The organism is Variovorax paradoxus (genome assembly GCF_040544635.1).
Lineage (GTDB): Bacteria > Pseudomonadota > Gammaproteobacteria > Burkholderiales > Burkholderiaceae_C > Variovorax > Variovorax paradoxus_R.
Map to the genome: position 1 here is coordinate 97,686 of NZ_JBEPKJ010000016.1, position 15,562 is coordinate 113,247.

A 15,562-nucleotide genomic window follows, 5' to 3' on the forward strand; every position below is an offset into this window, starting at 1 on the left:
TTGAGGCAGCACTGCCTTCTCCTCGCCATACGAGACCGCGTTTTGCACGCGCGTTCGTACTGCGGCGGGGTCACGCCACCGCAGTCGGTGCGGAGATTTCTTGCCTGCGGGGCCCACGCTTCGGCGTTTTGCCCTCGTCAGCCAGTTTGCGCACCTGTTCTATCTGCCTCTGCCGCTCCGCAATAGCCAACCTCTTGGCCTGAGCATCGCCATGTCGCTTGATGGAAAACGATTTGGTCATCGTCTTGCCACCGACGCGAGTTATAGCCATCCAATAGGGAATGTCCCAATTCTTGTCCACGCGAAATGTAACGCCTGGATATCCGCTGGTGTTGGTCGTATTGGGTGATTCCTGCGGCAGTCGCTTTGGCCGCTTGTTATCGGCAGGCAACAGGCGTGGCACAGGGCTCTCTCGCAGCTTGACCTCGTCGGGGTGCGTTTGTATCCGACCTTCTATCAACTCCAGTTGCCTCTGCCTCTCGGCGATGGCCAGTTCCTTGGCGTAGGCATCCCCGTAGCGTTTGATCGAAAAAAACTTGTGCACGGTATTGCCTGGCCCCAGGCGGGTGCTGGCTTCCCAGTATCTGGGCGTGCCGTCTTTGTCCTTGGCGAGTTTGACCCCTGTATAGCCGCTGGTGTTGTTACGCCGTGAAGTGGCCGCAAATTGTTGTCGTGTGGCCGGAGGGTGCTGTCTGATGATCTCGTCGCGCCAGGCTTGAGCTTGGCGCAGCGCCGCAGCCTTGCTGCCATACACCGTGAAACTGAATATCTTGCCCAAGGTCACGCCATCGCGCTGGATAGCCACAGCCCAATGCCCAACCCGGAGACGGATGCCATACATCGCAGCAGATTTGGGTTTCCCTAAAGGCATGGTGTATTGCTCAGAAGAAGCTCGCATTCAAATTGAACCCGAAGGTGGTCTTGGCGGTGCGATACCCCTCGGGCTTGCGGATCGGCGCGCCCATGAAGAAGTCATAGCTCAACTTGCTCCACTGCCCCCGCACGCCAATGACCGCACCGGCCAGGCTACGGCCCAGCAGGTCCACCGTCGAGCGCCCGCCCACATGCCCGTAGTCGGCGCCGACATACAGCTCCGCCCCGCTCTGGCCTGAACCTGTGGGGATCGCCCACCCGATGTCGTTGCGAATCAGCCAGCCCCGCTCGCCCATCAGGCTCGTCTCGCCGTCGAAGCCGCGCACCGTGTAGCGCCCGCCGATGGCGAACCGGTCCTGCGACATCAGCGGCGTGCGGTTCCACTGCGCCCGGATCAAGCCCGAATAGCGCAGCTTCTGCGCACCCAGCTTGAACGGCGCATTCAGGCTCACCTCGGCCGTGTACAGCTTCATGCGCGAGGTACCGTCCAGCGGCTCGCTGGGATCGTTGCGGTGGTAGATCTCTTGCGGCGAGGTTCGGGCGCCAAAGCCGCCCGTGCCGTGCTTGAACGCCAGCGTGCCCTCCAGCGTGGCCTCGCCGATGAACTCCTTGTGGTTCAGCCCGAGCTCCCAGCCGCCCACCACCTGGTGCTGCACCGGCACTTCGGTGTCTTCGATGAGGCTGCGCGACTCCCTGCGGAAGCCCTTGAGCGCCAGCGTCGTCTTGCGGCTCTGGTCGCGGTACAGCAGGCGCGAGAGCTTGACCTCGGCATTGTTGGACTTGCCGGCGTAGGTGATGGGCCCGTTGAAACTCTCCACGCTCTGGTGGTACTGGCTGTTCGAGGCCGTGAACCCCAGCATCCAGTAGCCGTACGGCAGCGAGTAGTGCACCGTCTGGCCTTCAGTACCGTAGCTCGGCTCCGAGAGAAAGTGACTGTTGATGCTGTGGTTGGCGCTCAGGTAGAACAGGTCGTTCAGCCCGAACGGGTTGTCCACCGACACCGTGGCGCCGGCCTGGTAGCGGCCGGTGGCCTGGGTGCCGCTGTCGTCCAGGCTCAGGGCCACGCGCCACTTCCGGGCCTGCGCGTACTTGACCACCAGGTCGCTGTCGCCCGGCCGGGCATCGGACGCGGTCGAGGGCTCGATCTGGATGTCGGCCTCGGCCGTGGGGGCGCGCTTCAAGTTCTCCAGGCCCTGCTCGATGTCGCGCAGGTTCAGCAGGTCGCCCGGCCGGGCGGGAATGGCCGAGCCCAGCAAGGCGCCGCTGCCCAGCAGCGTCGAGGAAGAATCGGGCGTGGTCCGGATGGCCGCGATGCGGCCCGGCACCAGCGAGAGGGTCAGGGTGCCGGTGGAGAGGTCCTGCGGCGCGGCCAGCACCCGCGTGGTGACAAAGCCGCGCGCGATGGCCGCCTGCTGGGCGCGCGCGAGCACCACGTTGACGCCTGCGGTGCCCAGGCAGCGGCCGAGGGGTGAATCGTTACCCTCGGGACCCGACAGATCGGAAACAGCCCACTGGAAGGCCTCGGCCTGCTCGCCGACCAGAAGCACGCGGTCGATGCGAAAGCACGGGGCTTCGGAGGCAGGAATGCGTGCCACCGGTGCAGGCGGCGCCGCCTGCGGGCGCTGGTCGACCGTGCGCTCGTTCTGCTCGCGCAGGGCGCGTTCGCGTTCCTGCTGACGCTGTTGTTCTATGAAGGACTGGGGGGTGGTGGGCGTTTGCTGGGCCAGTGCCCACAGTGGCACCGTCGCCATCGCGGCGAGCAGCAGGTTGTGTTTCAAGTGGGACTCCCTCTTTCTTGTTTTTGGCCGAGGTCAGCGTTCACCCAGCCGGCTGGTGGTCGCCATCATTGCGATAAGGGGCGCGTCCACCATGGATGTCATCGCGCTGAAGGAGACTGTCCAGAGGCTGGTCCTGCCTGCGCCCGAATGTTCTGTGCGATCTTCGCGGCCAACGCATTGACCGCGTCGTCATAGCTCCCGGCAACCTCCCGCGGCTTTCCGATGATCTCGTCGAAACTGGACCAGTGATGGCGAGCATCTGCCGGAACGCTCGTGCGCGAATTGCCACTCGAATCAGCGCCGTAGTAGATGGTCTCGTTGTAAAGCTCGACCTCGCTGCGGGGACGAACCAGGTACGCACCCACGTTGACACGCGGCACATAGTCCTTCGAGAACCGGGCGGAATACATGCCTACTTCCTCGAAATAGACGTGCAGCACGGGGTCAGTGGCGGGCAGCTTCTGATAGTCGATTCTGTCGGGTGACGCCGCTGACCTTGCAACGCCTTCGAGCACCTGGGCCTCGAAGCCCTGTGCGTTCAACTGCCGGACCAGCGCAGCCGTGAGTTTCGGGCCCATGTCCTTGCGCGTCACCTCCATGCGCTCGCTGAAGTCCGAGCTCTTGATGCGATCAGCAATCGAATACCACAGCACCCCCAACGGGACGCCCTTGTTCTCGGTGTGCAGCTTCGCAATCGGCATCACGGGAATCACCATGATGCGCGTGACGGGCGCTTCCTGGACGACAGGTGATCGCGCGCAGCCAGAGATCAGGGAGAGCGCGAGGAAAGAAGAGATAAGTAATCGCATTAGGGGGATTTGCGTGAAGCAGTTTGAGAACAAGACGCGGCGGAGCTCAGAAATCAGCGTTGAGATGGAAAACTTTGCCATTCAATTTTCTCGCTGCACAGGAATTTGGGATGCGCCATCAGGACTTAGTCACCGCCAACACCTGCATTTAAAGACCAATCTTGCCCTTCAACTCCGCTAGATCGTGCTTATCAATCCCTCCTAGAAAATGAGAGTCGTCATATAAGACACGAGCGCCAAACGCTCTTAGACTGTGTGCAATGAGTGTTAAAAATTTCTTATTGCCCTTGGCAGAGATGGCGACAAAGTAAGCCAAATCCGCCTCGCCGACTTCTCTAATTGACTCTTCGGCAAAAGAAATATCGAGCAAACATGAGTCATCTGCGACGCTCCCTTGGATATTTATAAACCCGTCGAGCAGGGCGTGGGTGTCGGGTTTGGTTGTCTTATACCAGACGGATGGCGGAGATTTGTTTGTACTCTGAAATTCGAATACAACACTTTCTTGAAGTTCCGATAAGCTCTCGGGAATTCGAAGAATTGGAATAATTAAACTGTTTGGCATTCTATTGTGGCGCAATTGTTATTGCGCCTGAAATTATGGCGAGCCAGCCTGCATTTCTCGTAATAAAGACATCCGAACAATCTCGTTGGTTGTCACGTTGCCAACTAGAGATTTCGGTCCGACAAGAATTGAAATTGTTTTCAATGCTAGCCCGAAAGTTTCGCATCGACGTAAATGTCGCCCTGCAACCGGCTTTTCCCAGGCACTTGAATCAGTATCGGGTCATCACATCAAGGGGCAGGCCGCTCAGCGCGGATGGGGCAAGCAATCGCTACAAATGCGCGTTCACAACATACTCCGGACCAAGTTCGGCTCTCAACAACTCGGTCAATCTAAGCGTCTCTCGCCTAAACGCAAGCTCATCGTCATTATTTTTGAACCCAGAGTTCGAGGGGTATTTTGCGTCCAGCGTTTGGTTAAAAGCATCCGCCCAACGAATAAGTTCTGCCTGCAGTTTTAGCGATATGGCAAGGCTCCGAGGATCAATGTTTCCGTACTCGCCTGGCCCAGCCTTCCAGAGAGGAAAGCATCCGTAATCCGCCATTAATTTGATTTCTTTCACTCTTGCCCTCCTGCCGGAATGGCACCGACCACAAAGCCATTTCTTGATACTGTGACGGCAATTCGACGCGTCTGCCCGCCAATCGAAACTTCATAGACTCAATGTAAATTCCATTTAATGATAAAATGCAGCCAAGTGCCAACGAAAGCGTCGATTTCGACTTCCTGTCCATCAACGTTCAATAATCGGATGCATTTAACTTTCATGGCTCGTCATGCGGCTCAGGGGTCTTCACTCAGAATAATGTCCCGCTCTCGCACGAAAATTGGATAAGCGACTGGGTCATGGTCACTAAATGCCTCATAGAACCCAGACTCTTGCCAAGCAGAAGGAGCGATATCGGTCGTGCCTTGGTAAACCACAGTACGCCAATTTGACGGTATCGCTTCGCTAACAATTTCAAAGCATTCAGTCTGATGACTACCCCACTGCGGCCACTCTCCTTTGGGATGGTGACTAATGATGGTAAATCTACGCGTCCCATCTAAGGCGACATGAATCCTCATCACGTGATAAATACGACCAAGCTTCAGCCAAGGTGACGATTCGATTTCCTGTCCATCTGCGTTCAACAGTTGAATGCATTTAATTTTCATGGCTTTTTAGGCACTCCAGGCATTTTATTGAATACGGCCTTGCAATCCAAGCCATAAAACACCTCGCCGGTAGCCGGACTCTTGTAAAAATTTATTTTGAAGTCACCAGCAGGGCTGCAGAACGTTTCGTTTCATGTTTTCCAAAAACCGATAGGAATGGCAGGATTGCTCGGGCTACCAGCCTCTAAACTTGGCACACATTCGCCCTCTTAATCGCATCCTGCGTCAATTTCCCGTTCCATTAATGACGATCTTACAGATTGCGACGTCAACTGCTTGGCCAGATCTTTGGCAGCAGCAATGTTATGCACCTCATCCACAGCAAGCGCCGCAAAGAAGCAGAATTTAGAAATCAAATCGACTGCCAATCAACGCATCCAAAGCATCCAAGTCTTCAATCAAGTTCACCAACTCCTCCCATACTAGTCCTTTGATTGGAAATCGTAAATCTCGTCCAATAGCCAGAACAAAAATTCGCGCCAAAACCCTATCTTGGTACATCGCATAGTTGCCGAACACCATCCGAGTTTGACCATCCGGGATCACCCATAATCCGTCGGGATTGACTTGACTCGTTTGAAATTCAAATTCCACTCCTTCGTACAGAATTTTCATTCTGTACACGGAATTCAAAAAATAAATATCAAGAAGATCAAATGATTTCATTCTATTTTCCATTTTTTACCAAACCGCCGTACTTCCATGCCACTTTGAAGTCATCCGGCTTCATTACATATGACAAGCCCGCAGGGTCAAGGATTTTTATGTTCCCTTTTGAGTCAAACCCTTGAACAACCACCCAATGCCCGTCGCCCGGCTTTGAACTTGGCGCATTGAAAAGTGCAGCAAACGAATTGGCTCCGTTATTTGTCAAGTAATTGATCGCAGACGTGGTTTGAGTAGATGTCATTTTCGCACTTTCCTGCGGCCACATCCCACCCGTGATACTGCCGCCGGTGATTTTTCCCAGCGCCTTTCCCAATTGTTCTGGAGTTGTAGTTCCCGTCCCCAGCGTCGTTATGAAGCTTTGCTCATTAACGGATGGAAATCCTAACTCTTGAGCTATTCGTGCGCCGCACATCTGCCCGCATGTAGTTTCACCACTCTGAATAAAAGATGGGGCAGGCTTGACCTCACTGACAGTCCATTTAATACCGACAGAGGTGGAGCCGCCAGTTGGTGTTATCACATTGCCTCGATCGTCGCGGTATACGAACGACCCATACGAACGTCCACTGGAATAGTTTGGAACCCCTTCATTTGCCACGGATGTCAACGAATTTCCGGAGACGAGGGATAGCCCTGCACTTTGCATCCCCACTCTTAGCGCACCAGCGGTCGCAGTTGTAATGGAACTAAGTGCACCAACTGCAGAGTTGTAATTTCCAACGGCCCAACCCATCGCAATGACGCTTAGAGGCTCTTCGCCAGGATTATTGGCGCGATCATTTTTGTCGCCAACAATGCGTTCTCGCATCCAGTCAGCGACCTCCGTCAGATCGCCAACAGTCATATTGGGCACGGCACCTGGTTGAAAGCTCGAGCGGTAAGCGTCGTAAATCTGCGCCGCGGTGTATTTTCCGGCGGAAGCCTCGGACTGCTTGCGTGCCCAAGTCCAAATTTCCTCATCGGCTGGCAGGAAGGTTGCCGCGGCGGCAGCGAAGTCGGAACGCACGGATTGGCAGTACGAGGACTGATTTCCTGCGCAGCTATTTAACGCAGCATTTGTTTCGCTATCTTTAGCTAGCAAATCGGCCAACAGTTCCCGCTGACTCGAAGTACAACTTGTCTTGCAATCGGCTGCTAGCTGACGAAGCTTGACCGTATCCGGGTGATTCAAGAAATTGTTGGCAGCGGCATTGCTGCCCGCTTGGCTTCCAAGATTGATCTGCGCCGCATCTCCGCCCGTGATTGCCACCGCGAGAGCGCTCATCATGGCGGCGAACTGCACGGTGTCAGCTTTTCGCCCGTAGGCTTCCGCGGCGATCTCACCGATGGCCGCACCTAGCGCGCCAGCACCGCACCCACTCGCGCTGTCCGCTCGTGCGGCACCAACCATGCATCCCGCAATCGCATGCGCGACCTTGTTGCTCAAGCCCTCGAAGTTGTCCCCGATGGCATTGGCGCCTTGCGCGGCGACCGTATCCAAGATGGCATTCTTCAATCCGTCCTTCAGGTTCTCCTCGAAGCTGCCGCCATTGATCGCTGTCCCGATCACCGCGCGCGCCGCCCCTGCCTGCAAGTTCTGTCCGAGTTGAGTAAAGAACTCCTGGCTACCCCCGCCTGCGGTAGGCAGGCCCGTCGGATTCAGGTTAAGCCCCCCCAGAACACCGCCCGTCACAATGGCCGTCAGCAGGTTCTTGACGCTCGCGCTGCTGCCGAGATCGTGCAGTGCGCCACCGATATCGCCCTGGTTGTTGATCAGCGCCACCGCTGCCTGGCTCGCGAGTGCGGTAACGCCCGCCGTCACGGCTCCCCCCACCACGCCGGAAATCGCGGCGCCGGTCCCCGTCACGAATGCGCCGCCGCCGGCGAGCGCGACCCCTTCGCCGGCCCCTACCGCAGCGGCCTCACCTGCTGCACCGCCAATGCCCGACGCCGCCCCCGCCGTGAAATACGCCACGACGATGGTCACCACCGCCGCCGCCTCGGGCGTCAAGCCCTGCTGGCGGTAGTCCCAGTTCTTGTGCGCTTCCTCGACCTTGACCCAGTCGACCTTGTCTTTGAGCTTGGGATCGTTCTGCAGCTGGTTGACCCAATCCATGCCGGGCTGCTTGCCCAGGGCTTCAACGCTGTCCTTCGCACCCAGGCCCGCCTGGATGTGGTTGGCGTTGATCGCCAACTGGCCCACGTTGAGCTGGTTGTAGTTCAGCTTCTGGTCGGTGGTGCCCTTGTCGGTGGTCTTCTGCCAAGCCACGTCGCCGCCCTGGCTGGTGTTGCGCGTGGTCGCCTCGGTGGTCTGTGGCAGCAGGTTGACCCGGTCGCCCGTCAGCGTCAGTGTGCCCGGCGTGTTGACCGTGGTGCCTGCAAGGTTCAGTGTTCCGCCCGCACTGCCGGGCGCACCGATAGCGGCAATGTTGACGTTCGCACCGTTGAGCGTGGTGTTCGTCAGTGATGTGGCGGAACTCTCCATCTTGTCGGTCAGCTTGGCGTTGATGCCCTTGCCGAAGGAATGGAAGCCGATGGCGTTGAAGCTGCCGCCCTTGCTCGATTCGGAGGCGTTGACCTCCAGTCGGTTCTCCGCCGCGGCGATGTTGACATCGCTGCCCTCGATCTTGATGTCCTTGGCCGCGCTGACCTGCGCGCCGCGCATATTGACCACGCCGCCCTGGATCAGGACGCCGCCGTTTTCGCTGCTGATGCTGGTCGGCGCGGCAATGTCGGTCTTGATTTCGAGGGTGTTCCCGTTCGATTTGTTTTGGCTGAGGATCTGATCCCGAACGGGACCGGTGGTCTTCTTGCTGAATTCGCCACTGACACTGGCGGTGTTGCGCGCCTCGTAGATGTTGACGCTGTTGCCACCGTGGAGCGCCACGCCGTCGCGCCCGGCAATGCGCGCGCCTTCGATGTTCAGGTTGTTGCCCGCATCCATCGCGACCACACCGCCCGTGAAGCTGCTGCCGATGCTGTTGCTGGACTGGGCCTCGCCTGTGAAACCGGTGGTGGTCGACCTGAAGGTGCCCTTCTTGGTGGACTGGCCAGCCCCGATGGACGCCTTGGCATCGACACCCGAGGTGATGTTGATGTCACCCGCGGCGGAGAGGCTCAGCAAGCCGCTGCCCGCGTCCACGGTGGCTGCCCGCGCATTGATGTCGCCACCCTTGGCGTTGAGCAGCACGGTGCCGTTGCCAATGATGGTGCTGCCGGTTTCCTTGCTGGAAGCATCGCCGGCGTAGGTGCCGGGGCCGAAGATCGACAGCCGGCTGCTGGATTCGGTGACGGTGCCCAGGTTGATGTTCTTGCCGGCCGTCACGGAGGTGAAGCTGCCCGGCCCCTTGTTCGACAGGATGCCGCCGATCACGTTCACGTCGTTGCCCGCGCTCGCGACCAGCGTGCCGCCAGGATTGGTGACGTAGACGCCCGCAACGCGGTCGATGTTGGTCTTGTTGGCCAGCCAGCCCTTTTGTGCGCTGGTGGTGGTCTCGATGTTGATGTCGTGTCCGGCCTTCAGCGACACCGAGTTGGCCGCGGTGATGGTGCCGCCGATGTTGTTGATGTCATTGGTTGCATCCAGCGCGACGCTGCCGCCCGCGATGCGGCCGCCAAGGTTGTTGATGTTGTCGGCGTTGATGGAAACCAGGGTGCGCCCGGCGATGGTGCCGCCGTTGGTCAGGTCACCCTTGCCCTTGATGATCATCCGATCGGCCGACAGCACGCTGCCCGAGCCCGTGATGTCGCCGGGCTGTACGCGCACATACACCTGCGGCACCAGCACCTGTTGCGTCATGCCGTCGGGCAGGGTCACGGTCTGCTCCACCAGCCAGACGATGTCGCTGGTGAGCTGGGCCATCTGTGCCGGCGTCAGTGCGATACCGGGGCGCAGGCCGTATTCCTTCGCGAAGGTCGCTCCCGCATTCATCAGGGCGGTGTACTGGTCTTCGTCATTGAAGTAGCCATCCAGGAAGCGGTAGCCCGTGAGTTGAGCAACCTGCTCACGGATGAGCTTCTGCTCGTAAAAGCCGTCACCCAGGCGCTTGAGGATGTTGTTCGGGTCTTGTCCGAGGCTGTTCAGTAGGTAGTCGCTACTCAGCCAGGTCCGGTAATTCGCAAAGCGCGGATCGGTCTCGATCAGGTAGCCGCCAGGACCGGCGTGAATGCCGAAGAGGCTGGTGGTGGGAACCGTCGTGTTGGGCAGGCTGGTGCGCACCACCAGCGCGATGGTGCTGGTGCCGCCCGTGCCCGAGGCGCCGTCGGCGCCACCCGCGCCATCGGCGGTATTGCCGCTCGTCTTGATGGAGCCTCCGACCGCCGATGGCACCTCCACAATGGCGCGCGCTCGCGTGCCGGCCGTCACCGCGCCGGCCATGCCGGCCCGGTCGCTGACCACGGTGCCTTGAGCGGCATTCGGCTTCGTGCCCGAGGGCGTCACACTGGTGCAATCGTTGAAGCAGCTCGATCCCAAGTCGATGGTGTAGATCGACTTTTGCTCTGGGATGAAGCTGCCGATGACTTGGCTGCCCTTCTCGGGTGGTGCATAGGATTGCAGGCCGCCGACGGTCACGACCCGCTGGCCCTGCGTGGGGGTGTTGTCGATGTCCGCAGGATCAAACGTGGACTGAGGACCCGCCATCACCTGGCTGTCGCGGTTGCGCAGCTTGCCGTCGATACTCAGCTTGCCGCCAGCGTAGATGCGGCCCGGATCGGGTGGATTGGAGGCCTGGTCGATTTCGGTGGTGGTCGTGTACTGGCGTTCGATCCAGCCGCTGCCGCTGACCACCTGGCCGTTGATGATGGTCGTCCAGATCCGGCCACCGCGGTCCAGCACGAATTGGTCGGCCGGGAGTTCGATGCCCCCCAGGGGGGTGATGGTCTGCTTGTCGAGGACGGGGCCCGTACTGGTTCGCACCACGGCGAAGTGGTTGTCGAAATTGTTGATCTGGCCCATCGCGATGGTCATGTCGCCCAACGACTCGACCGTGGCGCTCAGGTTGTTGAGCGTACCGCCCTGGCCGGTGGCGTAGCGTTCGGCATCCAGGCCTCGGCCGATGAACATGTCGCCCGCACTGAACAGCAATGCATGCTCGCGGTTGTTGATGGTGTCGGCACCAATGTCCAGGATGTCGCGCGCGGCGATGGTCCCTGCGCGGGCCGCTCCGCCGACGGTTTCCGCGTCGTTGTCCAGCGTCCCAGTCGCGATCGACACAAGGTCACCATAGATGCGGCCAGTGCCCAGATTCCGGACCGTGCCGGTTCCGGTCGTGACGCCATTCGTGGTGGTGGCGCCCGCATTGATCTGGGTATCTCGCCCGTCGATCAGTCCCCGGTTGGTAGCCGTACTCGCGGCGCTGACGATGGTGGTGTCGCCCGTGATCTCGCCAGTCACGGTGTTGTCGACCTCGTTGCCGCTGGCGGTGACCGTGCCACCCGCCAGCAGCTTGCCGTTGTTGGTCAGCTTGCCGGTGGTCGCGTAGGTCAGATTGCCGCCCGCCTTGACCTCGGCGTTGTTCGTCACATCTTGCGCGAGTGCGATGCTCAGGTCGTTGACGCCGACGGTCGTGCCGTCGCCGCTGAAGCTCTTGGCGTCGATCTCCAGCTTGCCGAAGGCCGCAATCTGCTTGCTGTCTGCGCCGAGTGCGGCGGCCGTGCCGGCGACCAGGGTGCCCCCGGTGTTGATGACATTCAGCGTCTTGGCAGTGGGGTTCGCGCGGTTCGGATCGACGATGCCCAGCGTGTGGCCAGCAGAGATCAGTCCGTTGGTGTTGGTCACGGTGCCGCCGCTGGTGATGGTGGCATTGACATCAGCCCGGATGGCACCCTCGATGTTGTTCAGGTCGCCAGCGCCGATGGCCACGTTCTTGCCTTCGATGCCCTGGTCAGCGCCCAGCGTGCTGGCATTGACGATGGTCGCGGCATTGAGTGCTGTGGTTTCGATCGAGCGGATGAGACCGCCGGTGTTATCGATCTCGCCCGCGTTGATGCTGAGGTTGCCCAGTGCCTGGGTCTGGCCGCCGGTGTTGTCGTATGCGGCGCCATGGGTGTCGAGCGTTACCGTGGACTGCCCGAGCACCTGGCCTTTGCCCGTGTTGGAGAAGGCCTGCGTATTGGCGACCAATGCGCTCTTTGCGCCAATGAAGCCGCCCGTGTTGATGACCTTCCCTGCGGTCAAGTCCAGCGTAGCGCTGCTGGTGATGCCGCCTTGGCCGGAGGTATAGCCTGCTGCATTGGTGTTGCTGAGCGCATTGCCATTTGTGTGAATGGTCATCGCTGCGCCGGACTGGATCAGGCCGGCATCGTTGTTCAGCGCACCCGAGTTCACATTCACGGTGGTGGTCGCTGCCAGCGTGCCCTTCGCGCTGTTGTCCAGTGCATTGCCGCGCGTGTCCACGGACAGGCTGTTGCCGAAGACCTTGCCGCCGACATTGTTCAGGCCGCTGTTCAGCAGCGTGGTCGCGGCGCCGGCCTGCAGGGTGCCGCCGTTGTTCGTCGTCGCACCCGAGGTCGTGACACTCAGGTTGCCGGTGACCGCCGCAGCCGTTCCGCCGCTGTTGTCCAGCGTGCCGGCCACGAGCGTGGTGTTGCCGTTGGCCGCCAGGGTGCCGCCCACGTTCGAGGCCGCGCCGCCGACGGTGGCGCTCAGATCGCCGACCGCGGTCACGCCGCCCGCGTTGTTGTTCAGGCTGCCGGCCGCGATGGTGGTGCTGCCGCCCACGCCGATCACGCCCTGGTTGCTGTTGTCGAGCAAGCCGCCCACGGCCAGGCCGAGGTCGGAGGTCTCGGCAGCCCGAATGGTGCCGCCTTGGTTGGCCAGGCTGCCGGCCGCCACAGTCGTACCACCGTTGCTGGCCAGCGTCCCGCCACTGTTGTCCATGGCGCCCACCACCGTGACGCGCGTGGCGTCGGCGCCGGTCTGCACGATCTGGCCGCCGCGATTGCTGAGCGACCCCGCGTCGATGGTGATCTGCTTGGCGCTGGTTGCTCCGCCGTCCTGGGTAAAGGCGCCGGACATGGCGACCGCCAGTGCGCCGTTGGCCGTGATCTGGCCGCTGGCGCCGCTGAAGTTGCCGCCCGCAATGCTCAAGGTGCCGGTGCCAGCATGCTCGATCTTGCCGGCTGCGTTGGTGATGCTTGTGCCTTGCAGCGTGAGGTCCTGACCGTTGCTCGCGATGCGGCCGCCGTCGTTGTTCAGGGTGCCGCGGGTGGCGATGACCGTTGCCCCGGTGCCGGTCTGCACGATCTGGCCGCCGTTGGTGTTGGCGAGGTTCGAGACGCTGATCTGCAATTGGCCGGCGTTGAGTTGTCCGGCCGCATTGACGAGGGTTTGCGCGGCGTTGCTATTGGCGGTGATGGCGAGCGTGCCGGGCGTGACCACGGTCGCCCCGCTGGTGGTGACGTTGCCTTGCGTGGCCGTGACCGCGATGTTCGCCGCGCTGGTCTGGCTGGCCGACAGATCGACACTCCCGCCCTGCAGCGTGGCGTTGCCGGCCGCAAGGTTGGTGCCGTTGGCGATAAGGGCGCCGTTGCTGGTCACGCGCAGATCGCCCGCGCTGCCGAGGCTGCCATCGTTCTGGATACCGGCACCGAGCACGCCAGTGGCGCCACTCTGCAGGCTGCCGGCGGTCACCGTTGTGTGCCGTCCGGCCGTGAGGCTGCCGTCGTTGGTCAGCGCACCGCCGACTGCGACATTGACATCGTTCGCACCACGCAAGCTGCCGCTATTGGCGAGCGAGCCGGCTTGTACGTTCAGGTCGATGGCCGCACCGATGGTGCCGCCGCTGCCGTTGGTCAGCTGGTTCGCCACCGCCAGCTGCACTCCGGCTTGTGCCGACTGGATGCTGCCGGCGGTATTCCCGAGCGAGCCGGTGTTGAGCGTCAGGCTCTGATTGGAGGCCAGGGTGCCGCTGTCGTTGAGGGTGGCCCCAGCCACGTTCGCAGCCAGCGCGCCCGCGCTCGAAATCGTCCCGCGCGTGTTGTCGGCCTTGCCTCCGACCGTGAGGGTGGTATCGGTGGCGCTGGTCAGCTTGCCGTCGACGTTGATCAGGTCGCCCGTGGTCGCAAGGTTCAGGCTGCCCGCGTTCAACGTCCCGCCGGTGTTGTTCAACTGGCCCACGTTGGCGCTGAAGCTGTTGCTGACGGTGAGCGTCCCGCCCGCGTTGCTGAAGGTTGGGCCCGTGACCGCCATGCTGGCCACCGACAGCGAGCCGCCCGCGTTGTTGATCTGCGGGGTGTTCAGTGTGATCGGGCCCCCAGCGTACATCTTGCCGCCGTCATTCAGGATGGTGCCTGCCGCGGTGAGGGTGCCGGGCGAGGTGGGCACATACGGTGCCGGTGCGGGCGAGGCTGTGCCGCCGGAACTCGAGGTGGAACCCGTTCCAGCCGTGGGCGTGCCCGGGCTGGTGGTGCCGCCCGTGCCGGTGCTGCCTCCGGTGCTTGTACCGCCGCCCGAACCCGCCGTGGGCGCAGGCAACGGCTCGGCACCGATGATGCCGCCATTCGTGTTGGACAGCACCGGTGCGGTGATCGCGAGACCCACGCTGCTGGTCTGGCGGATCGTTCCGCTGCGGTTGTCGATGTCGCCGGCGCTGGCGAGTTCCACGCGCGTGCCTTCGAGGTTGCCGGTGTTTTCAAGGCGTCCAGCTGCCGTAACGACGAGGTTGCCATTGCTCGCGCCGATGCTGCCGGCGTTGCGCACGCCGAGGCCCGCTTCCGTGCCCACCAACGTGATTTTTCCGGCATACATGCCTCCGAGGGCAGCCGCGTCCAGGGCGAAGGTCGGTGCGGCACCAGTGCCCGCCGTGGGCGTGATCTGCGTATGGTCAGCGCTGACCTGGTTCGCGCCTGTGACCACCTTGAGGTCGGTGGCGTAGATCGCTGCATTGAGCTGCACGGCGCGCGCGAGAATGGCGGCGTAATCCGTTTTGCTGGCATCCAGGCCCGCACCATCGATGGTGACGGTGCCGCCTCGCACGAGGAAGCTGTCGAGGCCGCCGATGGCGTTGAATTGCGGTGTGCCCGTGGTCACCGTGGTGCGCGATGCATTGATGAAGCCGCCCCCATTGATGCTGATGCCTGCAGGATTGGCGATGATCACCTCGGCCCGCTGCCCCGCGACTTCGATGTAGCCGCGCAGCTGGCTCGGGCTGCCGCCGTTCACCTCGTTCACGATGATGCGTGCGGGGCCGGTCGCGAGATACGGATTGCCCTGGACGATGCCGCCGAGCTGCGTGCCTACATTGACCCGGCTGTTGTTCAGGATGGCGCCGTTGGGGGCCACGTTGAACTGATTGAATATATTTCTGCTGACGCCGGCGGCGCTGGGCGTCTGGATGTTGATCAGCGGCACGCCGTTGGGCGCGACCATCACGGTGGGCCGCAGGTTGCCGGGAACATTGGGGGCGCCGACGATCTGGGCTTGAGCAGGCGAGGCTGACAGCATGCCCGCGAATGCGGCACCCACGAGCATCGGTGCAAAGGCTGCGGCACCGGCAGATGCACCGGTCGCCGCGGTCGTGGCCTTGGAGGATCCCCTACCGGTGCTCTTGGCCGTTTCTTGAACGACCATGCGCAGTCCGCGCTTCGCATTGAACACAATACGGTGCAAATTCTTATTCATGTCGTTCTTCTTCCCTGATCTCTCTGCGTGACAGCCATGCACGCCACTTCGGAAGGCGTGCTGATCCGTCGGCACCACCGCCGACGGCCCCGGATTGTCTAGGGGGAAA

The 15,562-nt window shown here is 61.2% G+C and carries 8 protein-coding genes; all 8 read right to left on the minus strand.

Features of this window, described 5'->3' with window-relative positions; genetic code table 11:
* Positions 1-70: 70 nt before the first annotated feature.
* Positions 71-898: an AP2/ERF family transcription factor gene (locus tag ABIC94_RS24100; protein WP_354375511.1), complete on the minus strand. Its 828-nt coding sequence runs from the start codon at positions 896-898 to the stop codon at positions 71-73.
* Positions 882-2,624: a ShlB/FhaC/HecB family hemolysin secretion/activation protein gene (locus ABIC94_RS24105; RefSeq protein WP_354375562.1), complete on the minus strand. Its 1,743-nt coding sequence runs from the start codon at positions 2,622-2,624 to the stop codon at positions 882-884. The genes ABIC94_RS24100 and ABIC94_RS24105 overlap by 17 nt, the downstream gene beginning before the upstream one ends.
* A 125-nt stretch (positions 2,625-2,749) precedes the next feature.
* A complete protein-coding gene (locus ABIC94_RS24110) occupies positions 2,750-3,541 on the minus strand; it encodes a hypothetical protein (protein ID WP_354375512.1) in 792 nt (263 codons plus the stop codon).
* Between the two features lie 67 nt (positions 3,542-3,608).
* Positions 3,609-4,025, minus strand: a complete 417-nt coding sequence (locus ABIC94_RS24115; RefSeq protein WP_354375513.1) for a hypothetical protein — start codon at positions 4,023-4,025, stop codon at positions 3,609-3,611.
* Positions 4,026-4,296: 271 nt separating this feature from the next.
* Positions 4,297-4,587, minus strand: a complete 291-nt coding sequence (locus tag ABIC94_RS24120; RefSeq protein WP_354375514.1) for a hypothetical protein — start codon at positions 4,585-4,587, stop codon at positions 4,297-4,299.
* Positions 4,588-4,808: 221 nt separating this feature from the next.
* Positions 4,809-5,183 carry a hypothetical protein gene (locus ABIC94_RS24125; protein WP_354375515.1) on the minus strand — a complete coding sequence of 125 codons (375 nt, stop codon included), beginning with the start codon at positions 5,181-5,183 and terminating at the stop codon, positions 4,809-4,811.
* 345 nt (positions 5,184-5,528) lie between these two features.
* Positions 5,529-5,849, minus strand: coding sequence for a hypothetical protein (locus tag ABIC94_RS24130; protein ID WP_354375516.1), 321 nt, complete (start codon positions 5,847-5,849; stop codon positions 5,529-5,531).
* A 1-nt stretch (position 5,850) separates the two neighbouring features.
* On the minus strand, positions 5,851-15,453 hold the full coding sequence (locus ABIC94_RS24135; protein ID WP_354375517.1) for a two-partner secretion domain-containing protein: 9,603 nt from the start codon (positions 15,451-15,453) through the stop codon (positions 5,851-5,853).
* Between the last annotated feature and the right edge of the window lie 109 nt (positions 15,454-15,562).